The sequence below is a fragment of the Parasphingorhabdus flavimaris genome (assembly GCF_013371215.1).
Classification (GTDB): domain Bacteria; phylum Pseudomonadota; class Alphaproteobacteria; order Sphingomonadales; family Sphingomonadaceae; genus Parasphingorhabdus; species Parasphingorhabdus flavimaris.
The window spans coordinates 197,034-221,581 of record NZ_JABWMH010000003.1; the positions used below are offsets into that span (position 1 = coordinate 197,034).

The following is a 24,548-nucleotide window of genomic DNA, read 5'->3' on the forward strand; positions in this document are numbered from 1 at the left end:
CGAGCGGCAAAAACACGCTCTTCTATTATCGCGCGATACAGACATTGGGTTGACGGGACGTTAATCCTTTTTTGGCAAGGCTTTATGCCATGACGCGTATTCTCCATATTCTCGATCACAGCCTGCCCCTGCACAGTGGCTATTGTTTCCGTACCCGTGCGATCATGAAGGCACAAATGGCCAGTGGCCTGACGGTCGCGGCTGTTACCGGTGTTCGCCAGAACCAGCATGGCTATGTCGCGGAGCAGCCTCTCGAAGAGGCCGATGGCCTTCAGTTCTTCCGCACCCTTGATCAGGTTCAGGGGCCATCACCGATACGGGAATGGCGTGAAGTTGCGGTGCTGGCAGAGCGGATCGATCAGGTTATTCGTGAATGGCAGCCCGACATATTGCATGCTCACTCGCCCGCTCTCAACGGACTCGCTGCCTTGCGCGCCGCGGAAAAATCGGGCCTGCCGCTGGTTTACGAAATTCGGGCCTTCTGGGAAGATGCCGCTGTGGGCAACGGTACGGGCAAGGTGAACAGTCCGCGCTACTGGCTGACGCGGCAGCTGGAAAATCATGTGATCAACGGCGCGGACGCGGTCGCGGTGATCTGTGAAGGCCTGCGGTCCGATCTGATGGCGCGGGGCGTGAAGTCGGACAAAATTACCATTTCGCCAAATGGTGTCGATCTCGAGCTGTTCGGAGAACCGCCTGCGCGCGATGACGAACTGCTGGCCCAACTGGGATTGAAAGAAAAGCCTGTGCTGGGATTTATCGGCAGCTTTTATGACTATGAGGGTCTCGACGATCTGATCGCGGCGCTGCCGATGATTCAGCGCTCTCAGCCGGACATCCATCTGCTGCTGGTCGGCGGCGGTCCGATGGAGGATGCGTTGAAGGCACAGGTGAAACGATTGGGAGTCGGCACGGCAGTGACCTTCACCGGGCGGGTGCCCCATGCGGAAGTGGAGCGATATTACGGCTTGATGGACATCATGGTCTATCCGCGCAAATCGATGCGGCTCACCGACCTGGTAACCCCGCTCAAGCCGCTGGAAGCGATGGCGCAGGGCCGGCTGGTAGCGGCATCTGATGTCGGCGGTCACCGGGAGCTGATTACAGACGGTGTTACCGGCACGCTTTTTCCGGCGGGGGACGCTGAAAAAATTGCCGCAAAGCTGGCCGATTTGCTCGATCACAGTGCAGGCTGGCCTCAAACTATTGAAAAAGCGAGAAAATTTGTTGAAGCGGATCGTAACTGGTCATCAAACATTTTGCGTTACACTCCTGTTTACCAAAGGTTGATTGCGCGCAAATCCTATGATCGCGCAGCCTGAACTGGTGGAGAATGATGTGGACCCGATGGAGCAGCACATGGCTCGGTTTAAACAGCCCGCGATGGCTATCGCCGGCGGTATTGCGGCGGCGCTTGTGGTCGCCACTCTGCCACATGTCTATCTTGAAAGCATCATCGGGGCGACCGGGCTCTCCGAAATCGTCCCCGCCGCAGCGCCGCCTCTGGGCAATACAGCTCGCGGCCTCGTTGCCGTTTTGGCGGGCCTGGTGTGCACTTCGGCCCTCTATCTGTTCCTGAATTACAAAACGAAATCTATTGAAGGAGGCTCCGATATGAGCTTGGCAATTCGCAGAAACCTGACCTCGGAAACAATGGACAAGGAGCGGGATGGCAAATCGGGTTTTTCCGTGCCGAAGCTGAATTTCTCGGCCAAATCTCTTACCAAATTTCTTAAAAAGCCAAAGAAGTCGGCTGGTCAGGTGACCGAGCTGAAGGATCTGCCAAATGTCAGGCCTGCGGATAGCCATCCCGACGCTCCTGTGCGCCAGCCGATATTCGCCTCCTCTGATCTGGGCGCTCCGCTGGCCGAGAAAATCAAGCCGTTCGAGCAGCCTGAGATGGCGCAGGATCACGTTGAATTCGAGGAGCCATCTGCTCCGCATCCGGTGACGCCCGCTCCGTTTGTTGCCGAGAAGACTCTGCATTCGTCACCCGAGCCGGAACCGGTGCCAGCGCCGGCACCAGCACCGGCCCAGCATGAAGATGTTTCACAAGCCGAAGAAACGGTTGCTCCTCGCGAGGATTTGACAGTTCTGTCTCTTGCGCAGCTTGCCGACCGTCTGGAAGCAGGCCTTCGTCGACTTGAAGCGCTCGAATCCCGTGTCCGGGGTGCTCCGCCGCCGGAAAGCCCGGTTGCTCCATCTCACGCTGTCGAAGAAGATATGCCACCAGTTCAGGCACCCGAAGAACCTGTCCCGGTTACCATCGCTCCGCTACGGTCGGTCGCATCTTCCGAAGACGATTTTCAGGACCATCGGCAGGCCGATATGGATGAGGCCCTGAAAGCTGCGCTCGGTACCCTGGAGCGCATGACGGCGCAGCGATAATTGCTATCTATCATTGCTCTCGACGGGATCGATGATCGAGAGGGCCTCCACCAGCAAATGAGTTTCCGTTTGTTCGGTTACCAATAGATCGGCGATGAAATGGCCGGGGATTGCGAATTCGTGGTCCGGCAATGTTGTGGCCAGATTTTGTAAAGCAGCAAGGTCGGCAGGGTCCGTCCAACGGATGGCAAAGCTGTGGCGCGTACCGGAAAAAGTTATGCTTGCCCAGGGACGCTCCCGTTCCAGAGTGACGCTGGCCCGATTGCCCGCCAGCGCCTCGATTTGACGGACAAGCAAGGAGCCGGGATCTTTTCGGCAGCTTTGCAAACGCGCCGGATCAACGCGCATGGTCGGCGCGCCACAAGTTCATGAAATATTCTACCCGGTCCGATACGGTCTTGCCGGGCTGGCGCCCGTTCCGCAGGTCTTCGACAAAGCGTGGATCGCGGACCGACAGCCGGCCGAATTTGGTCCAGGGCATGTTGGTCTCTTTCAGAAATATCTCGATTTTTCGCAACAATGGCATTGGCAATCTCCTTCTCGCTGCTCGTCGCGCGAAATGGCGACTCGATGAATAGGGAAATTCCTATTTGAAATCTGATTTCCTACATGGCTAGGAAAAATCCTATTGCCTATTCCGGCCAGAGCAACTATGTTGGCTCTATTGTGACCTCAGACCCGCGCGCCAATCTGGAAGACCTGATCCGCAAAAACGGCCATGATTTTGCCGCCGTTTCGAAAATGCTTGGCAAAAATCCAGCCTATATCCAGCAATATATCCGGCGTGGTTCCCCGAGAAAGCTCGACGAGAATGATCGGCGCAGGCTCGCGGAATTTTACGGGGTCGAGGAAGATGTGCTGGGTGCGCCCAAGCAGCGCGCCGCCGGGCAGGGCGGTCGTGGCGCATCGTCTGCCTTGCTCCGGATCAGGCAATTGCAGGTCGGTGCTTCGGCCGGTCCGGGATCACTGGCGGATGATGAATATGCCGAATCGATGGGCTTCGGGCCGAAATGGCTCAGGCGACTGGGCCTCGACCCTGCAGACTTGTCGTTGATTGCCGTGGATGGCGATTCGATGCAGCCGACCCTGGGCGATGGCGATGATATCATGGTCGATCACAGCGCTTCGTCCCGACCGTTGCGCGACGGCATCTATGTGCTGCGTATGGATGATGTGCTTCTGGTCAAGCGTGTCGCCATGGGGCCTTCGGGAAAATTGTCGATTCGGAGCGACAATCCCCAATATCCGGACTGGGATGATGTCAGTCCGGAAAGCGTGAACATCATTGGCCGGGTCGTCTGGACCGGACGGCGGCTTTAATCGGCTGGTGAACAGACGGGTTGCAACTTGTGGGCGTTGTCGCCAAATAGTCTGACATGACAGAAGCACCCTTAAAGGCCGTGATTATTCCGGTCACCCCGCTCCAGCAAAATTGCACGCTCCTCTGGTGCACCAAAACCAACAAGGCCGCATTGAGCGACCCCGGCGGCGATCTGAACCGGCTGAAGGCAGCGGTTGAAGAGCATGGCGTGGATCTGGAGAAGATCATCATCACCCACGGCCATCTCGATCATTGCGGGCAGGCAGGGATGCTGGCCGAAGAACTGGGTATCCCGATTGAAGGGCCTCACAAGGACGATCTGTTCTGGATCGACCAGCTCGACGGCGATGGCGCGCGCTATGGCATGGAAGCGAAGAGCTTTGTGCCGGATCGCTGGCTGGAAGACGGTGACCAGGTGACCGTTGGCGATCTGGTGCTCGACGTGATCCATTGCCCCGGCCACACGCCGGGCCATGTGATATTCTATCATCAACCGTCACGGCTGGCGGTGGTCGGCGATGTCATCTTCCAGGGATCGATCGGTCGCACCGACTTTCCCCGTGGCAACCATCAGGACCTGATCGACGCGATCACCCAGAAGCTCTGGCCGCTGGGTGATGACGTGACCTTCATTCCGGGCCATGGGCCGACAAGCCAATTTGGCTATGAGCGGAAAACCAATGCGTTTGTCGCCGACGATGTTCTGGCGGCGCGATAGCAGGTAGGAGGGCAATTGGGCCGATAGTGGACATTGATTGCAGCATAAGCCACAAGGGATATAGATAGTTCTCAAAATAGCTGAAGGATTATTGATGATACCTGTTGATCCGGTTGATTTATCCAATCCAGCCCCGTTCGATGCCTTGAGCTACTATGGGCATATTGCAATCGGGATAATCGGCCTGCTAGCCGCCATCATTGCCTTGGCGACCCGAAAGGGGAGCAACGTTCATATTCTAGCTGGCAGAAGCTTTGCTAGCTGTATTCTGCTCGTCGCCATCACTTCATTGATTTTGCTATCAGTGCGCATGGCTCCGCCGCTTTTTGTCGCTGCCCTTACCGCTGTATATGCCGTCGGCACCGCCATTCTGGCCCTGAAGCCCACTACCAAGAAGATTGAAATGATGGAATACGGACTTTTCGTATTCGAGATTTTCGTTGTCGGCATATTTCTCACCATGGCTATTCCGCAAATCATAGCCGGAAACATCCCGGCCATTGGCCCGTTGGTTATATTGGTCATTCCCATAATATTGCTCGCCGGAGATGTGCATTTCTTTCGCAACGCCCATCGACGCCCTGTACTAAGGCTACGCCGTCATTTGGCCCGCATGATCTGGGCCTTTATCATTGCCGTTCGCGCGCCATTGGCCGAAATATATGCCGAGCTTGATATGCCTGTCGCGGTGTTATTATTTGGGCCGCTCGTGGTTGCCCCGGTAATGATAATGATTTTTCTCAACAAATACGCGAGAAAACCTGGACCAATATAGGGCGCGCGAGAGTTCGCTCGCGCGCCCTTTTCGGACTGTAGGTCGAACCAATGGGAACGACCGCTATTGAGTTCGTAATGCTGCCTTTTCCGTCCGAAGCAAATTTTCGTGCTTATCCCCCCAAATAAGGGATTGCGATTGAATAGACCCCCAGCCCGAGAAGCGTCAGCATGGTGATAATCGTACCGACCATCCGGCCTTTGCCGAATTTTCCGTTATCCATACCAACCCCGTGCGCGACGCGGCCGAGCAGATAGAGGCCGCTGACGATCCAGAGCCATGTGGGGGATGTTGTGCTGGCCAATTCAATAGCTGCAACCAGCAGAACCACGAAGGGCGCGCTTTCGATATAATTGCTGTGCGCGCGCATGCGGCGGATGACTTTCTCGTTGCCGCCGTCGCCTATGCTGACCTTCTCGCTGCCCCTGACCTGTCCCACGCGGATCATCAGCCAGATATTTATCAGCGCAGCAGCGCCCGCTATCGTCAATGTTATCGGTAAAATCATCCTGTCCCCCAGTTGTATGAAAATTATAGCCCGTCTATAGAAGCACAATGCTTGCAACGCACAGGAAATTCATTATACGCGCCACTTCGCGTGCAATCCGTCGAACTTGAACCAGGTGATTCTCCAACGAAGCGGAGACTGGAATGTTTGGCTTGGATGCAGGCATTTGACATTAAATTTATAGAACAGGCTTAGCAATGGCTGTACCAAAAAGAAAAACTACACCGTCGAAACGCGGTATGCGCCGGTCTCATGATGCTTTGAAGGTCGAAGCATATCAGGAATGTCCGAATTGCGGTGAATTGAAGCGTCCGCACCACATGTGCGGAGCTTGCGGCCATTATAATGGCCGTGAAGTCTTGGCCGCTGATCTTTAATCAGCTAGTCTCCGGACTTCTGACGCGCAATCAAGGGGAATAACTGGTGGGAATGAGGCCGCGAATCGCGATTGATGCGATGGGCGGAGATGAAGGCGCGCGCGTGATGGTCGCAGGCGCAGCTCTCGCGCGTCACCGTCATGCCGGCTTTCAGTTTCTTTTCGTCGGTGATGAAGCGCAGATCAGAGAAGCGCTCAAGGATCATCCCAATCTCAGCGCGGCATCCGACATATTGCATGCGCCGGACGTGGTGTCCGGTGATGACAAGCCCGGGCAAGCGCTGCGCGGTTCCAAAACCACATCGATGGGCATGGCTGTCAATGCCGTGAAGACCGGCGAAGTCAGCGCAGCTGTGAGCGCCGGTAATACCGGTGCGCTCATGGCCATTGCCAAATTGGCGCTGCGCACGATGCCGGGTATCGACCGCCCCGCACTGTCAGCACTGCTCCCGACGATGAAAGAAACCGATGTCGTAATGCTCGACCTCGGTGCAAACACCGAATGCAACAGCCGGAATCTGGTGCAGTTCGCGGTCATGGGTGCGGCCTACAGCCGGATCATGCACGGTTTTGACCGGCCCAGAGTGAAGCTGCTGAATATCGGGACCGAAGAAGCCAAAGGTACCGGCACGATCCAGGAAGCCGCCGCAACGCTGAAAGGCGCTGGCGGTCTGCATATGGATTTTCTCGGGTTTACCGAAGCCGACAAAATATCGACCGGCGAGGTCGATGTGATCGTGACCGACGGTTTCTCGGGCAATGTAGCGCTGAAGGCGCTTGAAGGAACTGCGCGCTTTGTCACCGACCTGCTGAAGCGGAGTTTTCTGAGTAGCCTGCGTTCGAAGATCGGATTTCTGATATCGCGACCAGCCACCGAAATGCTGCGCGACCAGCTCGATCCCAATAATCATAATGGCGCGGTGTTTCTGGGGCTGAATGGTGTGGTCGTAAAAAGTCACGGTAGCGCTGATGCAAAAGGCGTCGCCAATGCTGTCGAAGTCGCCGCTCGGCTGGTGGAGGACAGTATCCTGGAACGTATCAGCGAAGATCTGAAAAAAATCAGCGAAACGTCTCCGGTTGCCGAGGTGGCGAAATGAGCGTTACTGCTGCCAAGCGTGCGGTGATCAAGGGGACCGGTTCTGCTTTGCCGCGCACCCGGGTCTCCAACGCCGATCTCGCGCAGCGGGTGGATACAACAGATGAATGGATTGTCGAGCGAACCGGCATCCGGTTCCGGCATATTGCCGAAGATGACGAGACCACATCGACTCTTGCGATCGAAGCCGCCAAAAAAGCCATGCAGGCAGCGGGTTTCAACAGTGCTGACATCGATCTGATCATCGTCGCGACTGCGACACCAGACCAGACATTCCCGGCGACGGCTACCATCGTTCAGGATGCGCTCGGCTGCAATGGCTGCGTTGCATTTGACGTTGCTGCAGTTTGTTCGGGCTTTCTTTACGCGCTTTCGGTTGCGGAAAGCATGATCCGGGCGGGTAGCGCGACAAATGCGCTGGTGATTGGCGCGGAAACTTTCAGCCGTATCCTCGACTGGGAAGATCGCGGCACCTGTGTGCTGTTTGGCGATGGTGCCGGCGCGATCGTGCTTTCGGCGGAACATGGCGAAAGCGGCGTTCTGGCGACGCGTTTGCATGCTGACGGCGCCCATAACCAGCTGCTCTATGTCGACGGCGGAGCCGGAACCACCGGAACGGTTGGAAAACTGCGCATGAAAGGCCGCGAGGTGTTTCGTCATGCTGTCGTCAACCTGTCTGCGGTCTTGAATGAAGTACTCGAAGAATCGGGCCAGTCGATCGGAGATGTCGACTGGGTGGTGCCGCATCAGGCCAACGCCCGCATATTGGACGCTACTGCCAAAAAGCTGAACCTGGCACCGGAGAAGGTGATCAAGACCGTCGATATTCACGCCAATACATCGGCAGCATCGGTGCCATTGGCTCTGGATACTGCGGTGCGCGATGGTCGTATCAAGGTCGGCGATTTGCTCGTTCTGGAGGCTATGGGCGGCGGATTTACGTGGGGCGCCTCGGTCATCCGATATTGAAGATATTTTCTTCATGCGCAGATTGGTGCAGGGGCGGCGTGTTCGTCGACAATTTTACATCTTTATCGAAAGCCTGTTGAGATAGACGAGGATTGGCCTTTAGCTTGGCCGCATGGCATATCCGATATCCACAAGTTTGACGATTTCCGCCCAGTTTCTCTATCGCGCCTACCTGAGCTGCCACGCGCTTCAGGCCCGCAAGCCCCAGCTGTTGGATGCGCTGCAATGTTCCGAGCCGGAATTACGCGACCCCGGCTTCCAGTTGGGCGATGACGCTATTGCCAGCCTGTGTGCGGCGACAAGAGACGAACTCAATCGTACGGATATTCATTCTGCCATCGGCAAGAACATGGTGCCGCGCTGCTTTTCCGACCTTGGCTTTGCCGCTCATTTCCAACCCAGTTTCGGCGAAGCGCTGCTCCAGCTCGTCGAAGAGCAGGGGCTGGGTGGCGAGAAGCCGACGGTAAAGCTCTTGTCCTTGTCCTCGGACGACCGGCTGGTGTGGAATCATGACCGGCCCGTTTCGCCGGATCTCATCCACATTGTCTTTTCGCTTATCTATCACAGCGGCGAAGTGCTGTCCGACGGGCGCTTCCGTACGGTGAAGGCGGTGCATTTCGCCCACCCGAGGCCCGATGGTTTCAGGTGCCTACCGGAAAGAAACTTACGGGACGATCCGGTTCCCTGCTATTTCAACAGGCCTTCCAACTATCTCGAATATCATCCGATGGCGATGGCAAGGCCGATGCCGCAACATAATCCGGAGATAATTTCAGCCACGGGACGCCAGAGGGCGATTTTTGCGCGAGGCCGATTCGAGCGCGAAAATATCGCGAAGCTGACCTATGAATATCTACTGCATCTGCTGGACAAATCCGGTCTCAGTCTCGACGCGGCAGCGATGACATTCGGAATGGCAGAGCGTACCCTGCGGCGTAAACTGGTTGCGGAGGGTCTGTCCTATCGCCAGCTGCTCGAGCAGGTCCGGCGGGATACGTGCAACCTCTATTTTCTCGAGGGAACCCGCAACCTCTCTGAAATAGCCGCAAAGCTGGGTTACAGCGAGCTAAGCGCTTTCACGCGCGCCTATACAAGCTGGTATGGCCACCCGCCCAGCCAGGACGCCTGCGCGTCAACGGCGCTGGCTGCCTGAAAATATGAATATCGGGAAATGGTGGGCGTAGAGAGAGTTGAACTCCCGACCCCTTCGATGTCAACGAAGTGCTCTACCACTGAGCTATACGCCCACGCTGGAGGCCGTCTAGCCAGCCGCTTCGACTGGCGCAAGGCCTAATTCAAGTCGCTGATACTGTCCGGTTCAAACAAGCGGTCAACCTCCAGAACCAGATCCCGCAAATGGAAGGGTTTCGACAAAATCTTGGCCTTTGGAACCGACTGTCCGGCGCGCAATGTTACGCCGGAAAATCCGGTAATGAACATGACCTGGGTGTCCGGGCAGACCGAAGCGCAATGTTGTGCAAGCTCGATCCCGTCCATTTCCGGCATGACGATGTCGGTCAGAAGCAGATCAAACCGTTCCGATTCGAGCAATGGCACCGCAGCAGTTCCGCGATCCACCGCCACGACTTCGTAGTTGGCTTTCTCGAGTGCCCGTGTAAGATGTTCACGCATTGCTTGTTCATCTTCCGCGAGGAGAATTCTGATCATATTGTCGCGCCTTCCAGAATATGTCTGATTTCAGACCGGCCATTATGCCGAGACCGCTGTATAAGTGCAAATCGGTTAATTTTTTCTGGGAATGGATGATATTTTCAAAGGAATATGCAGGTTTTTTGGAGCATGAACATGCCTAACGCCGGTTCCAGCGGACATTCGAGCGAAGTTTCCACTTATTCTCTTGCCAATGTCGACATGTTGAAATTCCCGGTGCTGGTCAGCGTGCCCCATGCCGGGCGGGATTATCCGTCCCGGCTCATCGACAACCTGAATGTTCCGGCGTCCCATTTGCTCCGGTTGGAAGATCGCTACGTCGATCGTCTGGCGGCGTCAGCCGCGGCAGCCGGCTTTCCGCTGATCGTTGCGCGAAAGCCAAGGGCATGGCTGGATCTCAATCGCAGTCCCGCCGAAATTGACCCGGAAATGGTCGCCGGGATGGATCCCTCGCAGACATCCCATATCAGCCGAAAGGTAAGGGGAGGTCTGGGTATATTGCCGCGTCGTCTGCACGGTGCGGGAAATCTTTGGCGGGAGAAATGGCCGCATCGGCATGTCATGGATCGCATCGAACAGGACCATGAACCCTATCATGTCAAGATCGCGCATATTCTCGCCCAGATACAGTCCGTCTTTGGAGGCGCGCTGCTCCTGGACCTGCACAGCATGCCGTCGGTATTTGATCAGGATCGTCGCCAGATCGGCTTTGTCATCGGCGATCGCTTCGGGCGCAGCTGTGATTCTCGCTATGCGGAACTGGCAGCGGTGCATTTCCGCCGGGGCGGTTATCACGTCCAGACCAATCACCCCTATTCCGGGGGCTATATTCTGGAACGTCACGGCAAGCCTGCGCGAAACGTTCACGCCTTGCAGCTCGAAGTCGACCGAGCATTATATCTTGACGAAAGCCTGCGCGAGCCGACGGACGCAGCCGGTCCTATTTCGGAATTGATCCGGAATTGCTGTGTGATGTTAGCTGACCAGCTATCGGGTCGTTTCCAGCTTGAGGCAGCGGAGTGAGGGTTTCCCAATAAAAAACCACCTCGCCGGATCGGCGAGGTGGCCAAGGTTCAGGGAGGTGGCATTTCAAGGAAATGCCTGTATGGATCCGATCGGGGGATGCGGACCCGTACAACCATAATGTGGGTGCAACAGCAACCAGTTGCAAGACCCTTTTGCCGGAAAATTATTCTTTTCCATCCGGTCCGATTCAACCGGACCGGATAGATTGATAGGTCCGTGAACCGGTCAGACTTGAACCGAAGGCGCTTCGGTCACTTGTGGCATTTTGCCAGCGCCGACCTGGCGCGCGAAAACTTCGCGCATCAGCTGGAGCGAAAAGAGATGGGCGTAGATCAACGGCAACATGCCATTCTGGTTGATCTTGCGGAGTTCATCACCGCGCAGCTCGCGCAATTTCTCTTCATCGACCATTTTGAAACCGCGATATACGAACGGCTTTTCGACTCCGGTCTGCTGGATCGAGACTTCACCATCCATCAGCAAACCCAGCTTTTCCAGTTCCTGGACAAACTGTCCGGTCCGTTGGCCCGCCTGTTCGAACTGCTCGCAAAAATTCAAGATATTCTTTGTGGTCTCGCTTGGCTGATCCTTGTCAAAAAGTGCGTCGCCTTCTTTGTAATCACCGATGGCATCCGTTGTCGGGTCGAAGCAGAGCGACAATTCGTCAGCATCCGGCCGCAATTTGGCGAGCATGAATGGATAGCGGCGAACATAGGCGGGGACATAGGCTGGCTCGCTGAAACGGCCTTCGTCGTCCATGAAAGTGTTCACACCTTCGTTCAGGCCCATGAGGATCAGCGGGACACTATTTTCTCCAACCGAGAATACGATCGGATAATTGCGCGCTGCATTGATAAATTCGTCACAGGTGATCGGAATGGCATGCTGCGACTGCATGAAGGATGCGTTGTCGAGCCCTTTGACTTTCCATTTCGCATGCTCATTGGAATTGAGCGGAACGAGATCCTTGTAGAACATTGGTAGGGCTTGTGCTTGCGGCGTGCTCGCCATGTTTGTTTCTCCGAAAAAATGACTGTTGAGACCGAATTAGTTGACTTGGCTTTAAGAGCCTGAATGGCCAGACGCAAGGGGAACGAGTTTGCCCGGGTTCATAATGTTCTTGGGATCGATTGCCGTTTTTATTGCGCGCATCATGGCGAGTCGTCCCGGCGACGACAATCGCTCCAGTTCCGCGCGTTTATTTTGTCCGATCCCGTGTTCCGCCGATATCGAACCACCGGCTGCGATCACGAGATCATGAACCAGCGGCGTAATCCGATTTCCATAATCTCGCATCCATTCCAATGGTTGCACGCCGGGTGGTGCCTTCACGTGAAGGTGGACGTTGCCATCGCCCATATGTCCGAATGCGGCGACTTTGGTACCGGGAAATTTCGCTTCGATAACCGGAGATGCCTCGTTGATGAACCGTGCCATTTTCGGAACCGGAACGCTGATATCATGTTGCAGGGCGGGGCCGCCGGCGCGTTCTGCTTCTGAAATGGAATCCCGGATTTTCCAGAAATCCTCCGCCTGCTGTTCGCTGGCCGCAAGCGTTGCGTCTTCGATCAGGCCAAGCTCCAGCGCTTCGGCAAGAAGGGCTTCTGCCACCGTTCGCGGATCTTGCGCATCTGCCTGGTCGCGCACGAGTTCGACAAGAATATTCCAGCGATGCGCGCCAGTCAGCGGCGGACGGGTTCCGGGAATGTGGCGCAGTACCGAATCCAGGCAGGTCTCGGGGATGATTTCAAAGCCTTCCAGCGATTGCGGTGTCCGGCGGTTGAGAAACTGAAAGAGGCGATAGGCCGCATCGGTGCTGTCAACTGCGATCCAGGCAACGCAGCGGTCGATCAGCGCGGGCACTGTCCTCAGCGTCGCGGCGGTGACAACACCCAAAGTGCCCTCGCCGCCAATGAGCAATTGTTTCAGGTCATAGCCGCGATTGTCCTTTTTCAGAGCAGCAAGGCCTTCGAGAATCGTGCCGTCGGGCAGCACCGCTTCGATGCCGGCGACCAGCGCCCGCATCGTTCCGTGGCGGAGCACCTGGGTGCCGCCCGCATTGGTGGAAATCAGTCCGCCGACCGTGGCAGAGCCTTTGCCTCCGAGCGTGAGCGGAAATCGCTGTCCTTCATCTGCCAGGGCTTCGTGCAAATTTTGAAGGATCACGCCGGCCTCGCACAGGACCAGCTGGTCTCCCGATTCTATCGCCCGAATCCGGTTCATGCGGCGAAGAGACAGGAGAATCGATTGCCCGCTGTCGTCAGGAGTTGCGCCACCGACCATGCCGCTATTGCCGCCCTGCGGAACGATCGCGACGCTATTTTCATTCGCGATTTTGAGTATCTCTGCTGTTTCTTGCGTGCTGCCCGGCGAAATCATCGCTGCAGCGGCGCCGGTGTAACGGCCGCGCCAGTCGGTGAGCCAGGGAGACATGTCGTCTGCAGCGCTGGTAAAACCCTTGGCGCCCACAACCGACTGCATCTGTTCCTGCCAATTCACCGTTTTCGGCATGCCGTTGCTCCTCGCGTGTCAGGGCCAATCTCTTCTCGTCCTGCATCCGATCCTGATTTTACCGGGAAGCCGGGACGGTCAGGTTGCCGCAGGAAGAGGATGATTGGCAATTTGTCAGTTCATGCAATATTCAATCGTCACTGGTATAGCAAAGCCAACGGTTAATTAAGGGATTTTGGTGAGCTTCTCACTTATAGCGATATTGCTGCTCTCCGTGCCGGAAACGCGCGGTATTCAGCCGGTGGATGACTCATCTGCCGAAGCGGGCAGGACCTTTGTTCCGGCGCGTCCGCCTGCATATGCCCAGGTCCGAATCGAAAAGCGGGTGATCATCCGGGTGCCGCGTCGTCGTCCGAATCAGGTGTCTCCGAGAGCCGATTTTTCGCGTGAAATTCCGCGACAGAGCTATCGGGAAAAGAAAATCGGCAAATGCCTGCCGATGAACAATATTCTGGGCGTGCAGATGTTTTCGGACCAATTTCTCGATCTGGTGACCCAAGACCGCAGACGTGTCCGTGCGCAGCTCGAAGAAAATTGCCAGGCGCGCAGTTTCTATTCCGGCTTCTATATGGAGAAATCGGCGGACGGCAAAATGTGCGCGGGGCGCGATATATTGCACTCGCGGACCGGAGCCAAATGTGAGATTGAACGATTTAGAGAACTTGTCCCGGAACGCTAGATCAAGCGAGAAAACTTGACAAATTCGGGATATGCGGTCATTGCCGCGCTTAGTCCAAGAGGCTAAGACAGGATGCAAGGTTGCATCCTATATTTTTCCGGAAACACTATGAAATTTGCCGATCTCGGCCTGTCTGAAGAACTGCTCAAATCCGTGGCCGAAGCCGGCTATGACGAGCCGACGCCGATTCAGGCCCAAGCCATACCACCTGTATTGATGATGAAAGATATCATCGGCATTGCCCAGACCGGCACCGGCAAGACGGCAAGCTTTGTGCTGCCGATGATCGACATTTTGGCGCATGGCCGCTCGCGTGCGCGGATGCCGCGGTCGCTGATCCTTGAGCCAACCCGCGAACTGGCTGCGCAAGTTGCAGAAAATTTCGAGAAATATGGCAAGAACCACAATCTCAGCATGGCCCTGCTTATCGGCGGTGTTTCGATGGGCGACCAGATCAAGGCGCTGGAAAAAGGCGTCGACGTATTGATCGCGACTCCGGGCCGGTTGATGGATCTGTTCGATCGCGGACGGATATTGATGTCGGGCTGTGAATTGCTGGTCATCGATGAAGCGGACCGGATGCTCGACATGGGCTTTATTCCCGATATCGAATCAATCTGCTCGAAACTGCCGGCGACCCGCCAGACGATGCTGTTCTCGGCGACCATGCCGCCACCCATCAAGCGGCTGTCGGACCAGTTTCTGAGCAATCCGAAATATATCGAGGTCTCCCGGCCGGCCACGGCCAATACCTCGATCGATCAATCGCTGATGGAGGTTTCTCCAAAGGCCAAGCGCAAGCTGATCGTCGACATATTGGACCATGAGGGCGTAGATACCGCGATCATTTTCTGCAATCGGAAGACCGAGGTTCGTGACCTCTGCCAGAGCCTGCGCAAGGACGGTTTTGATGCCGGGCAGATCCACGGCGACATGGACCAAAGCTCGCGTCTCGCGGAGCTGGACCGGTTCAAGTCCGGTGAAATCAATATTTTGTGCGCGTCCGATGTCGCCGCCCGCGGGCTCGATATCAAGGGCGTCAGCCATGTCATAAACTATGATATTCCATGGCATCCGGATGACTATATTCACCGGATCGGCCGCACCGGCCGTGCTGGTGCCACCGGCGTTGCGATCACCTTTGTGACCCGCAGCGATGCAGAACACGTCGACAGCATCCAGAAGCTGACCGGCATGACAATTCCGGTCCGTACCGAACGCAAGGGCAGCAAAGGCGGCAACATGCCGGCCGACAAGGCTCCGGCGAAATCCGCTTCGGACAAGCCTGTCCCTGCGAAATCAAGAGCGCCACGGCGTGATGATGCAGCGAAGAAACCACGGCAGGATGACCGGCCGAAAAAGGCGGAGCAGGACGATACTCCAAAGCCGTCGCGGCAAGATGACGCGCCCAAGAAGCCGGCGCGCGCTGCCAGGGTCCGGGACGAAAAACCGAAAGTGGTTCAGAGCGGCAATGACGACGGGGCGGATGATGGCTGGAACGGCCCGATGCCCAGTTTTCTGGACGCCAAGCTCAACCGCTAGACAGGTTTCCCGATTCTACGCCAGATCAGTCCGCGATAGCCGCTGCTATTGCAGGGTCAGGCTGTCCAATATCGTTTTCGCCAACGGGTCGGTCGATTGGGCCTGATCGGTGGCATAGCTGATTTCCGCCCGGACCATTGTCCCGTCGGGCTTGCGCAGCATTCGCTGGCTTGATTTCTGACCGTTGGTCGAAATGCCTGAAGCGCGATATTCATTCTTGCCGACCGGCGCGCCTTCCATGGTCTCGCTGCCGTCCTCGACGGTCTGGACAGCTTTGCTCCAGGCCGCATCTTCGCGATTTTCAACCCAGCTAACGGCCAGTTTTGCACCGCTTTCGGGGTCAGTATAGACCCGGCCATTGTCGTCGCTGGACGCTTGGTCGACGGTCCAGGCGCCGGGCACCATGATCGTGTAACCGCGCAGGGCGTTGGCATAGCTGTCGAGAGTGGCGAGATCGACCGCGCTTGTCGCGCCATCGCCTTCGGCCGCATCCGCTTCGTCGCGGATCGCCTGGCTGGCAGCATCGGCCTGTTGCGCCAATTCTTCGCTGGATGGAACATCGCCCACCGCTTCCTGTTTTCCGCAGGCCGAGAGAAGAAGCGCGAGCGTCAGGGTCGCGCCGAATGGAAGAGTTGGAAGCATGTTTTTCATGCAAGCAGACTTAAGACCGGCGGTGCCAAACATCAATGGCGATGTTGGATTTCGCGAAAACCGATTTTGGCCGAAAATGTCAAATCCAACAGGATCCAACCGGATATCCAACAAAAAAACCGTTTAATTACGCGGCATTATCAATGCCAAGGTCGGCCAGCTTGCGATAGAGAGTGGAGCGTCCAATCCCCAGCCGCCGCGCGACTTCGGTCATCCGGCCCCGATAATGGCCGATCGCAAGGCGGATGACGTCGGCCTCGATTTCTTCCAGCGGCCGCAAATTGCCATCCTCGCAATAAAGCGTGATCCCGATCCCTTCCGGACTGCGGACGAGATGCGGCTGACTATCGCCGGATTCGGCAACAAAGGAGGCGATTTGCGGGAATTCCTCGCAGGTCAGGGCATTTCGGTCGCACATGACCGCAGCGCGAAACAATACGCTCTGCAGCTGGCGGACATTGCCCGGCCAGCGATAGCTGCGCAGCAGATTGAGCGCTTCGTCGGTAATGCCCAAGCTGCGCAGGCCCGGCTGCAACGCGAGGCGAGCGAGGAAATGCCGGGCGAGGGCCGGAATGTCGCCGGTCCGGTCGCGCAATGGCGGGATGGTCAACTGCACGACATTCATCTGGTAATAGAGATCTTCGCGGAAATTGTCTTTTTCGACTTCCAGCAGCAGCTTGCGATTGGTCGCGGCAATGATCCGGACATCGAGCTGGAAGCTGTTCGGGCTGCCGAGCGGCTGGATATCGGAATGTTTCAGGAAGCGCAGCAGGCGGACCTGTGTTTCCGGCGGAATCCGGTCGACCTCGTCGAGGAATATCGTGCCGCCTTCGGCTTGCTGAAGCAGGCCGATCTTGCGGTCGAACGCCCCGGTGAATGCACCTTTTTCGTGGCCGAAGAGGATGGAATCGAGCAGGTTGCCGGTGATTGCACCGCAATTGAGCTTGAGCATCGGCTGTTTGGCACGGGGGCTGGCGGCGTGGATGGCGTCGGCGATGACTTCCTTGCCGACTCCGCCTTCGCCTTCGATCAGCACCGGAACCCGGGCGCGGGCCGCCTTGGCAGCGATGGCGAGGGCTGCGCGGAAGGCCGGGGCAGCGCCGACAATTTCCTCAAATTCGAGCGGTGCCGAGATTTTCTCGCTGAGCGGACGCAGTTCGCCGTCGTCCCGAGCGGATTCCACCGCGGCGTTGAGCGCATTGAGCATGAGTTCCGGGGCAACAGGTTTGATCAGATAATCGGTGGCACCGGCGCGCACGGCATCGACCGCTTCGGCGATCGAGCCGACCGCTGTCAGCATCAGAACCGGCAAGGCGGGCCGGCGGGATTTCAGTTCGGTGATCAGTTCGGTGGCTTCGGAACCCGGCACCCAATGGTCGAGGATGATGGCGTCGAGCATCATGCCATCCTGCGTGCCGAGCGTCGCAATCGCGGTCTCTGCGTCACGGGCGTAGATTGTGCGGAATCCCGCCCGGGAAGCGAGCGCGGAAATCAGCCGGCATTGCGCAGGCTCATCATCGATCAGCAGCAGTAATTTAGTGCCGTTTTGTACCATTTTTATCCCGATTGTCCCAATATGAGGCACATCATTAGCGGCAACCGGTAAAGAGCCGATTAAGGGGTGAATAAATTTTCTATTTAATATGACACTGGCTAGGGCTTGAGCAGCGACTAATATACGGTTACACCTCGCGCCTGTTTTGAACGATAATATGGGGATATCATGACATCGGATAATAATTTTGACGCAGCGGAAGAATCCTACGCCCGTTTTCTATCGCTGCTGAAGGTCGGTACGGTTGCTACCATCATTGTGACAATATTGGTGGTTGTTCTTATTTCCTAACTGATTGGAATATTTTGTGAAAATCGCGGTTTTGAAAGAACTCGCCGATGGCGAGAAGCGCGTCAGCGCGTCGCCGGAAACGGTCAAGAAATTCATTGCACTGGGTGCGTCTCTGGCCGTCGAAAAGGGAGCGGGTGTTTCGGCGTCGGTTGCCGACAAGGACTATCAGGACATGGGCGCGACAATCGGCATCAGGCAAGCGGTATTGAAAGATGCCGACATTGTCCTGGCGGTGCAGGGACCAGAGCCTGAGTCACTGAAGGGCATCAAGAAGGGTGCATGGCTGGTTGCCAGCCTCAATCCGTTCGGCGAACGCAAACGCGTCGACGCCTATGCCAAGCTGGGCATTGATGCGCTGGCGATGGAATTCATGCCGCGGATCACCCGCGCGCAGTCGATGGATATCCTTTCCTCGCAATCCAATCTGTCGGGCTATAAATCTGTTCTCGAAGCCGCCGCCCATTATGGCCGGGTCTTTCCGATGATGATGACCGCAGCCGGCACGGTTTCCGCCGCGCGTTGCTTCATCATGGGGGTCGGCGTTGCCGGCCTGCAGGCGATCGCCACCGCCCGGCGCCTTGGCGCTCAGGTCAGTGCGACCGACGTCCGGGCCGCGACCAAGGAGCAGATCAAGTCGCTCGGCGCGAAACCGATTTTTGTTGAATCGGTCGAAGGCATCGAAGGCGAAGGCACCGGCGGCTATGCCACCGAAATGAGCGAGAAATATCAGAAAGCGCAAGCCGAACTGGTCTCCGCCCATATCGCCAAACAGGATATCGTCATCACTACCGCGCTGATCCCCGGTCGTCCCGCGCCGCGTCTGATCTCCGACGCGCAGATCGCGACAATGCGGACCGGCAGCGTGATTGTCGATCTCGCGGCAGAGCAAGGCGGCAATGTCGAAGGTGCGGTTGCCGGCAAAGTGGTCGAGAAGCACGGCGTCAAGATTATCGGCGCAAACAACATGCCGTCGAGCATGGCGGCGGACAGTTCCGCTCTGTTCTCGCGCAATCTCTATAATTTCCTCAGCGCTTACTGGGACGAAGAGGCCAAGCGGCCGGTTCTGCCCGATGATGATGAAGTGACGATTGGCATACGCCTGACCAAGGATGGCAAGGTTGTGAACGAGCGCCTTCTGGCGAAATAGGGGTTAGACATGGACTTTATATCAATACTCTCAATCTTCGTGATGGCCTGTTTTGTCGGCTATTATGTCGTCTGGTCGGTGACCCCGGCCCTGCACACGCCGCTGATGGCGGTGACCAATGCGATTTCTTCGGTGATCATCGTCGGCGCGCTGATCGCGGCGGCTGCAGGAGCGCAGGCTGACGGCAGCCAGGTGGCGAAATGGCTCGGCCTGGTCGGCGTCGTTCTCGCCAGCGTGAATATTTTTGGCGGCTTTGCCGTGACCGAGCGGATGCTCGCGATGTACAAGAAAAAGGAGCGCAAATAATGCGCGCATTATTGGGGGGCGCAGCAGCGCTATTCTTCGCCACGCCAGCGATGGCCGCTTCCGGTGAAGCCGTAAATCCCTGGGTCGCCACCGCCTATCTGGTCGCTGGCGTTCTCTTCATTTTTGCTCTGCGCGGCCTGTCTTCGCCGGAAACCAGTCGGGCGGGCAACCGTTTCGGCATGGTCGGGATGTTGATTGCCGTGGTCACCACCCTGTGGACCCACAGCATCGCCAGCCTGCCGGAAATCGCCGGTGCCATCGCCATTGGTGGCGCGATCGGTTTCTTTACCGCGCGCCGGATCGCGATGACCGATATGCCGCAGCTGGTTGCGGCTTTTCACAGCCTTGTCGGTCTGGCCGCGGTGCTGGTCGGTATAGCCGCCTATCTCAATCCCGGTGCCTTTGGCATATTGGACGCGACGGGTGAAATATTGACCGTCAGCCGGGTCGAACTGGGACTTGGCGTCGCTATTGGTGCGATTACCTTCTCCGGTTCGGTGATCGCCTTTCTGAAACTCAACGGCAATATGTCGGGCGCGCCGATCATGCTGCCGATGCGTCATGTCCTCAATCTCGGCGTATTGGCCGGGATCATTGGCCTGACCGCCTATTTCGCCATTGCGCCCACCGTCGGTACGGGAGCGATTTTCTGGACCATCGTGGGCCTCAGCTTCCTGATCGGCTTCCTGCTGATCATTCCGATCGGCGGCGCGGACATGCCCGTGGTTGTGTCGATGCTGAACAGCTATTCCGGCTGGGCCGCAGCGGCGATGGGCTTTACGCTCGGGAACACGGCGATGATCATCACCGGTGCGCTGGTCGGTTCTTCCGGTGCGATCCTATCCTATATCATGTGCAAGGCGATGAATCGCAGCTTCATCAGCGTGATCGCCGGCGGCTTTGGTGCCGACAGCGGACCGAGCGACGGCGCGGCGAAGATCGACCGCCCGTGGAAACGCGGTTCGGCCGAGGATGCTGCCTATATGATGAAACAGGCCGAGAATGTGATCATCATTCCGGGCTATGGCATGGCGGTGGCGCAGGCACAGCACGCGCTGCGCGAAATGGGCGATCTGCTGAAAGAAGAAGGCGTCAACGTCAAATATGCGATCCACCCGGTGGCTGGCCGCATGCCGGGCCATATGAACGTCCTGCTCGCCGAAGCCAATGTATCCTATGACGAGGTTTTCGAACTGGAAGATATCAACAGCGAATTTGCCCAGGCCGATGTCGCTTTCATCATCGGGGCCAATGACGTGGTCAATCCGGCGGCGAAAACCGACAAGGGATCGCCGATTTACGGCATGCCGGTGTTCGATGTCGAGAAAGCGAAGACGATATTCTTCATCAAACGTTCGATGGGCGGTGTCGGCTATGCCGGCGTCGACAACGAGGTCTTTTATATGGACCAGACGATGATGCTGCTTTCCGATGCGAAGAAAATGTGCGAGGAAATAGTCAAGGCGCTCTAGACGCCAGGCTCGTATGTTTCAGGGATATAAAATTCGATGCGGAAAATTGGTCTGATTGGCGGAATGAGCTGGGTCTCTACGGCCAGCTATTATACGCGGATCAACCGCATCGTGCAGAACCGGCTCGGCGGCTTTTCCAGCCCGCATATGTTGATCGAAAGCGTCAACTTCAGCGACTATGCGCGTCTGCAATCGGACGATGACTGGGACGCTGCGGCCGGGTTGATGACGCGGTCGGCCAAGCGGCTGGAAAATAGCGGCGCGACGGCGGTGCTGATCTGTTCCAATGCGATGCACAAGATCTATGACCGGGTACAACCGGAAATCGGTGTGCCGATCCTGCATATCGCGGATTGTGTCGGCGACAAGATGGTGGCCGACGGGATAAAGTCGGCGACTCTGGTCGGCACGCGCAACGTGATGACCGAGGGCTTCTATCGCAAGCGGCTGGTCGGCAAGGGTATCACGCTTTCGCCGCCCGACGAGGAGCGGGTCGAGGAGATTGACCGGATCATCTACGAGGAACTGATGTTCGGTCAGGCCAAGCGCGAGTCCGAACGGACGATGAAAACCTATATCACCAATATCGCCAAGCAGGAGATCGAGGCGATCGTGCTCGGATGCACCGAGCTTGATTTGATTGTCGATACCAAGGCGAATATCCTGCCGATTTACGACAGCACCGAGATTCACGCTGATGCTGCGATCGAATGGATATTGGGCGAAGCCTGAGCTTCCTTTTCCCCGAACCAAAGCCGTAGCCGGACTGCCAAGGCGGGTAATCTACTGACATGAATGTCAATGCTCTTGGCATCGGCCGGTTTTTGCGTCATTATCCTCTGTTCTTGGAGGAGAGAGATATGATCCGCAGTTTACTGGTTGCCACCGCGCTATGTCTGAGCGCCCCGACACTTGCCAAAACCGTTAGCGTTGCACCCGGCGAAGATGCGCAGGAACGGCTGCAGGAAGCGCTGATTCTCGCCGAACCCGGCGATGTCATCGAACTCGGGGCCGGTCGCTTTGATCTGGTCGACGGCCTGTCGCTCGACGTCGACAATGTCACCGTGCGCGGTGCCGGCATGGACCAGACGGTGCTCAATTTTGCCGGACAACTCGGCGCGGGTGAAGGTCTGCTGGTAACGTCCGACCATGTCGTGCTGCGCGATTTCGCGATCGAGGACAGCAAGGGCGACGGGATCAAGTCGAAGGGCGCGGATAATATTGTCTATTACCGGTTGCGGGTCGAGTGGACCCGCGGGCCGCATCCGGAAAATGGTGCCTATGCGATCTATCCGGTCGAGAGCAGCAACGTGCTGGTCGACAGCGTGACGACGATCGGCTCGTCGGACGCCGGGATTTATGTCGGCCAGTCGGAGAATATCATCGTCCGCAACAGCGTCGCCAAATTCAACGTCGCCGGGATCGAGATCGAGAACAGCATCGGCGCGGATGTTTACAACAATGTCGCGGTCAACAATACCGGCGGCATCCTGGTCTTCGATCTGCCCAATATTCCGAAACAGGGCGGCCGCAATGTCCGCGTGTTCGACAATATCGTGGTCGACAACAACACGCCGAATTTCGCGCCCGAAGGCAATATTGTCGCCGAGGTTCCCGCCGGCATGGGGGTGATGGTGATGTCGCATTACGAAGTGGAAGTGTTCGAAAACCGCTTCGCCGAAAATGGCACCGGCAATATCCTGATCGTATCCTATACCAAGGGGCAGGATGACCCCAATTATAACCCGAAGCCGATTGGCGTGCGGGTGTTTGAAAATGACCATGGCCGGGCCGGCTATAATCCGGCCTTTCCGGGCGGCGCGCAGTTGAAGGCTGCCTTTGGCGGCGCGATCCCGCCGATTATCGAGGATGGTACCGGAGAAAATCTCCAGATCGGCGATGATGTCGCGATCCTGTCCATGGGGCTGACCACGCCCGGCCAGTCGCTGGCCGAGGCAAAGCCGTCGCTGGTCGCGGGCGCCAGCGAACCGTTTGACGGTCGCCAGCTGACACCGATCACCCTGCCGCAGGCGATGGAAGACGCGATCAGATAATGCGCTGGCTGGCTTCTGCGTGCGCGATCGCGGCGCTGGCCTTTTCGGCCGGCGCGCGCGAGCCGGCGAGCGTGGCGGACGGGGTTATCCTGTCCGACGGCCTGCCGCGGATGCTGTCGGACTATCGCTTCTTCAAGGACGCCTCGGGCTGGCAGCCGAACGAGCGGGTCGTGCCCTATCAGCTGAACATGCCTTTGTTCTCCGATTATGCGGAGAAATATCGGTTCATCTATGTGCCCGAGGGCGCGCAGGCGAAAGCCAATGGTGACGGCCTGCTCGATTTTCCGGTAGGGTCCGCGCTGATCAAGAGCTTTGGCTATGAGCGCGATGGCAAGCCGATGCTGCTTGAGACCCGGGTGCTGCTGCACCGCGCCGACGGCTGGCTGGCTTTGCCCTATGTCTGGAACGAGGCGCAGACCGAGGCGAAGCTGAAGGTTGCGGGCGCGCGTATCCCGGTTACTTTCACCGATCCGTCCGGGCAGCAGCGTTCGATCAGCTATGCCGTGCCGAACAAGAACCAGTGCAAGGAATGCCATGCCCTGTCGGACGCGGTGACGCCGATCGGGCTCAAGGCGCGCAATCTGACCCATGGCGGCCAGCTCGAGCAATTTGCGCGGCTTGGCCTGATCGACCGGAAGCCGGAGGTCGCATATCGCGTGCCGGTCTGGGGCGACAGCAGCGCCCCGCTGAAGGATCGTGCGCGCGGCTATCTCGACGTCAATTGCGCCCATTGTCACAATGTCCGTGGCTCGGCGAGCAACTCCGGCCTGTTCCTGACCTATGAGGAAGAGATGCCGGTGCGCATCGGCATCCACAAACGCCCGGTCGCGGCGGGGCGGGGCAGCGGCACCCATGATTTCGACATCGCGCCGGGTGATCCGGACGGCAGCATCATGATCTATCGTCTGAACAGCCTCGATCCGGGTATCAGCATGCCGGAAGTCGGCCGCTCGATCGTCCATGACGAGGGCGTGGCGCTGCTCAGCCAGTGGATTGCGGAGATGGAGTAGGGAGGTGCGCCGGCGAAAGCCGGATATCCGTTATTTCGCGCGGGTCCAGTTCTGGCCCTGGCAGAGAAAGGCGACGCAGCCCTTCATCTTGAGACTGTTGGCCGAATTCAGGCTGACTTCCGAGCGATAGGTCTTGCCGGTTTTGGGATCGTAAACCTTGCCGCGCCAGATGTCGCCGTCGGGGGTGAAGCCGGTGAGGATCGCGGTGCCGAGCAAGGTACGGTTGCGCAGTTTCTTGTCGGGATTGTTGATATCCTTTTGCCCGACGCCATTGGGCGGGGTCACCAGATATTTGTGAATGCGGCCGCAGACGGTTGCGCCGCATTTGGATATTTTGACGACGGCATCGCGGTCCTGGGTGATCCAGTTTCCGTGAATCGAATCCGCTGCCAGCGCAGGGGTGGCAAAGAGCATGGCAGCGGGGATCAGGGCCGCGGCTATTTTGCTGGGGGTAAGAATCGACATGGCCATGCTCCCGTACT

The 24,548-nt window shown here is 57.4% G+C and carries 28 protein-coding genes and 1 tRNA gene; 19 read left to right on the forward strand and 10 right to left on the reverse strand.

What is annotated here, in order from left to right; all coding sequences use genetic code 11:
* Nucleotides 1-89 precede the first annotated feature (89 nt).
* Together HUO14_RS09840 and HUO14_RS09845 are read left to right on the forward strand one after the other, a co-directional pair.
* Complete coding sequence (locus tag HUO14_RS09840; protein ID WP_176279730.1) at nucleotides 90-1,322, forward strand: TIGR04063 family PEP-CTERM/XrtA system glycosyltransferase; 1,233 nt, start codon at nucleotides 90-92, stop codon at nucleotides 1,320-1,322.
* 37 nt (nucleotides 1,323-1,359) lie between these two features.
* A complete protein-coding gene (locus HUO14_RS09845) occupies nucleotides 1,360-2,388 on the forward strand; it encodes a hypothetical protein (protein WP_176279731.1) in 1,029 nt (342 codons plus the stop codon).
* Nucleotides 2,389-2,391: 3 nt separating this feature from the next.
* On the opposite strand, the gene HUO14_RS09850 is transcribed toward HUO14_RS09845, so the two are convergent.
* Nucleotides 2,392-2,685: a hypothetical protein gene (locus tag HUO14_RS09850; RefSeq protein WP_176279732.1), complete on the reverse strand. Its 294-nt coding sequence runs from the start codon at nucleotides 2,683-2,685 to the stop codon at nucleotides 2,392-2,394.
* Nucleotides 2,686-2,725: 40 nt separating this feature from the next.
* Nucleotides 2,726-2,914 (reverse strand): hypothetical protein, encoded by a 189-nt coding sequence (locus HUO14_RS09855; RefSeq protein WP_176279733.1) that lies wholly within the window; start codon nucleotides 2,912-2,914, stop codon nucleotides 2,726-2,728.
* Between the two features lie 83 nt (nucleotides 2,915-2,997).
* Here HUO14_RS09855 and HUO14_RS09860 point away from each other — a divergent pair, with 83 nt between their 5' ends.
* From HUO14_RS09860 to HUO14_RS09870, 3 genes are all read left to right on the forward strand, one after another.
* Nucleotides 2,998-3,708 carry a S24 family peptidase gene (locus HUO14_RS09860; protein ID WP_176279734.1) on the forward strand — a complete coding sequence of 237 codons (711 nt, stop codon included), beginning with the start codon at nucleotides 2,998-3,000 and terminating at the stop codon, nucleotides 3,706-3,708.
* 56 nt (nucleotides 3,709-3,764) lie between these two features.
* A complete protein-coding gene (locus HUO14_RS09865) occupies nucleotides 3,765-4,427 on the forward strand; it encodes an MBL fold metallo-hydrolase (protein ID WP_176279735.1) in 663 nt (220 codons plus the stop codon).
* A gap of 94 nt (nucleotides 4,428-4,521) precedes the next feature.
* Nucleotides 4,522-5,202 carry a hypothetical protein gene (locus tag HUO14_RS09870; protein ID WP_176279736.1) on the forward strand — a complete coding sequence of 227 codons (681 nt, stop codon included), beginning with the start codon at nucleotides 4,522-4,524 and terminating at the stop codon, nucleotides 5,200-5,202.
* Nucleotides 5,203-5,314: 112 nt separating this feature from the next.
* Here HUO14_RS09870 and HUO14_RS09875 read toward each other — a convergent pair whose 3' ends face one another.
* A complete protein-coding gene (locus HUO14_RS09875; protein WP_176279737.1) occupies nucleotides 5,315-5,710 on the reverse strand; it encodes an MAPEG family protein in 396 nt (131 codons plus the stop codon).
* A gap of 197 nt (nucleotides 5,711-5,907) precedes the next feature.
* Between HUO14_RS09875 and rpmF the strand changes: the two genes are divergently transcribed.
* The 4 genes from rpmF (at nucleotide 5,908) to HUO14_RS09895 (ending at nucleotide 9,304) form a co-directional block, all read left to right on the forward strand.
* Nucleotides 5,908-6,087: a 50S ribosomal protein L32 gene (rpmF, locus tag HUO14_RS09880; protein ID WP_176279738.1), complete on the forward strand. Its 180-nt coding sequence runs from the start codon at nucleotides 5,908-5,910 to the stop codon at nucleotides 6,085-6,087.
* 52 nt (nucleotides 6,088-6,139) lie between these two features.
* Complete coding sequence (plsX, locus tag HUO14_RS09885) at nucleotides 6,140-7,183, forward strand: phosphate acyltransferase PlsX (protein WP_176279739.1); 1,044 nt, start codon at nucleotides 6,140-6,142, stop codon at nucleotides 7,181-7,183.
* Nucleotides 7,180-8,151, forward strand: coding sequence for a beta-ketoacyl-ACP synthase III (locus tag HUO14_RS09890; protein WP_176279740.1), 972 nt, complete (start codon nucleotides 7,180-7,182; stop codon nucleotides 8,149-8,151). Before plsX ends, HUO14_RS09890 begins: the two co-directional genes overlap by 4 nt.
* Nucleotides 8,152-8,263: 112 nt before the next feature.
* A complete protein-coding gene (locus HUO14_RS09895; protein ID WP_176279741.1) occupies nucleotides 8,264-9,304 on the forward strand; it encodes a helix-turn-helix domain-containing protein in 1,041 nt (346 codons plus the stop codon).
* Nucleotides 9,305-9,323: 19 nt separating this feature from the next.
* On the opposite strand, the gene HUO14_RS09900 is transcribed toward HUO14_RS09895, so the two are convergent.
* Nucleotides 9,324-9,398: transfer RNA gene (locus HUO14_RS09900), tRNA-Val, on the reverse strand.
* 43 nt (nucleotides 9,399-9,441) lie between these two features.
* Nucleotides 9,442-9,819 (reverse strand): cell cycle two-component system response regulator CpdR, encoded by a 378-nt coding sequence (cpdR, locus tag HUO14_RS09905; RefSeq protein WP_176279742.1) that lies wholly within the window; start codon nucleotides 9,817-9,819, stop codon nucleotides 9,442-9,444.
* A gap of 132 nt (nucleotides 9,820-9,951) precedes the next feature.
* Between cpdR and HUO14_RS09910 the strand changes: the two genes are divergently transcribed.
* Nucleotides 9,952-10,845, forward strand: coding sequence for an N-formylglutamate amidohydrolase (locus HUO14_RS09910; RefSeq protein WP_176279743.1), 894 nt, complete (start codon nucleotides 9,952-9,954; stop codon nucleotides 10,843-10,845).
* 228 nt (nucleotides 10,846-11,073) lie between these two features.
* Here HUO14_RS09910 and HUO14_RS09915 read toward each other — a convergent pair whose 3' ends face one another.
* Both HUO14_RS09915 and HUO14_RS09920 read right to left on the reverse strand, forming a co-directional pair.
* Nucleotides 11,074-11,859, reverse strand: coding sequence for a SapC family protein (locus HUO14_RS09915; protein WP_176279744.1), 786 nt, complete (start codon nucleotides 11,857-11,859; stop codon nucleotides 11,074-11,076).
* A gap of 51 nt (nucleotides 11,860-11,910) precedes the next feature.
* A complete protein-coding gene (locus HUO14_RS09920; RefSeq protein WP_176279745.1) occupies nucleotides 11,911-13,359 on the reverse strand; it encodes an FAD-binding oxidoreductase in 1,449 nt (482 codons plus the stop codon).
* A 178-nt stretch (nucleotides 13,360-13,537) separates the two neighbouring features.
* Between HUO14_RS09920 and HUO14_RS09925 the strand changes: the two genes are divergently transcribed.
* Together HUO14_RS09925 and HUO14_RS09930 are read left to right on the forward strand one after the other, a co-directional pair.
* Nucleotides 13,538-14,038: a hypothetical protein gene (locus tag HUO14_RS09925; protein WP_176279746.1), complete on the forward strand. Its 501-nt coding sequence runs from the start codon at nucleotides 13,538-13,540 to the stop codon at nucleotides 14,036-14,038.
* A 108-nt stretch (nucleotides 14,039-14,146) separates the two neighbouring features.
* Complete coding sequence (locus HUO14_RS09930; protein WP_176279747.1) at nucleotides 14,147-15,580, forward strand: DEAD/DEAH box helicase; 1,434 nt, start codon at nucleotides 14,147-14,149, stop codon at nucleotides 15,578-15,580.
* 45 nt (nucleotides 15,581-15,625) lie between these two features.
* Here HUO14_RS09930 and HUO14_RS09935 read toward each other — a convergent pair whose 3' ends face one another.
* On the reverse strand, nucleotides 15,626-16,231 hold the full coding sequence (locus tag HUO14_RS09935; protein WP_176279748.1) for a hypothetical protein: 606 nt from the start codon (nucleotides 16,229-16,231) through the stop codon (nucleotides 15,626-15,628).
* Between the two features lie 127 nt (nucleotides 16,232-16,358).
* Complete coding sequence (locus HUO14_RS09940) at nucleotides 16,359-17,786, reverse strand: sigma-54-dependent transcriptional regulator (RefSeq protein ID WP_176279749.1); 1,428 nt, start codon at nucleotides 17,784-17,786, stop codon at nucleotides 16,359-16,361.
* 168 nt (nucleotides 17,787-17,954) lie between these two features.
* Here HUO14_RS09940 and HUO14_RS09945 point away from each other — a divergent pair, with 168 nt between their 5' ends.
* The 7 genes from HUO14_RS09945 (at nucleotide 17,955) to HUO14_RS09975 (ending at nucleotide 24,066) form a co-directional block, all read left to right on the forward strand.
* Nucleotides 17,955-18,077: an aa3-type cytochrome c oxidase subunit IV gene (locus HUO14_RS09945; protein ID WP_176279750.1), complete on the forward strand. Its 123-nt coding sequence runs from the start codon at nucleotides 17,955-17,957 to the stop codon at nucleotides 18,075-18,077.
* Nucleotides 18,078-18,093: 16 nt separating this feature from the next.
* Nucleotides 18,094-19,224, forward strand: a complete 1,131-nt coding sequence (locus tag HUO14_RS09950) for a Re/Si-specific NAD(P)(+) transhydrogenase subunit alpha (protein ID WP_176279751.1) — start codon at nucleotides 18,094-18,096, stop codon at nucleotides 19,222-19,224.
* A gap of 9 nt (nucleotides 19,225-19,233) precedes the next feature.
* The gene (locus tag HUO14_RS09955; protein WP_176279752.1) at nucleotides 19,234-19,530 is read left to right on the forward strand and encodes an NAD(P) transhydrogenase subunit alpha part 2; all 297 of its coding nucleotides are present in this window, start codon (nucleotides 19,234-19,236) and stop codon (nucleotides 19,528-19,530) included.
* Nucleotides 19,531-19,580: 50 nt separating this feature from the next.
* On the forward strand, nucleotides 19,581-21,002 hold the full coding sequence (locus HUO14_RS09960; RefSeq protein ID WP_176280169.1) for an NAD(P)(+) transhydrogenase (Re/Si-specific) subunit beta: 1,422 nt from the start codon (nucleotides 19,581-19,583) through the stop codon (nucleotides 21,000-21,002).
* A 36-nt stretch (nucleotides 21,003-21,038) separates the two neighbouring features.
* Nucleotides 21,039-21,734 carry an aspartate/glutamate racemase family protein gene (locus HUO14_RS09965; protein WP_176279753.1) on the forward strand — a complete coding sequence of 232 codons (696 nt, stop codon included), beginning with the start codon at nucleotides 21,039-21,041 and terminating at the stop codon, nucleotides 21,732-21,734.
* Between the two features lie 128 nt (nucleotides 21,735-21,862).
* Nucleotides 21,863-23,056: a parallel beta-helix domain-containing protein gene (locus tag HUO14_RS09970; protein ID WP_176279754.1), complete on the forward strand. Its 1,194-nt coding sequence runs from the start codon at nucleotides 21,863-21,865 to the stop codon at nucleotides 23,054-23,056.
* Complete coding sequence (locus HUO14_RS09975) at nucleotides 23,056-24,066, forward strand: SO2930 family diheme c-type cytochrome (protein WP_176279755.1); 1,011 nt, start codon at nucleotides 23,056-23,058, stop codon at nucleotides 24,064-24,066. Before HUO14_RS09970 ends, HUO14_RS09975 begins: the two co-directional genes overlap by 1 nt.
* A gap of 30 nt (nucleotides 24,067-24,096) precedes the next feature.
* On the opposite strand, the gene HUO14_RS09980 is transcribed toward HUO14_RS09975, so the two are convergent.
* Nucleotides 24,097-24,531: a DUF2147 domain-containing protein gene (locus HUO14_RS09980; RefSeq protein WP_176279756.1), complete on the reverse strand. Its 435-nt coding sequence runs from the start codon at nucleotides 24,529-24,531 to the stop codon at nucleotides 24,097-24,099.
* Nucleotides 24,532-24,548: the final 17 nt, after the last annotated feature.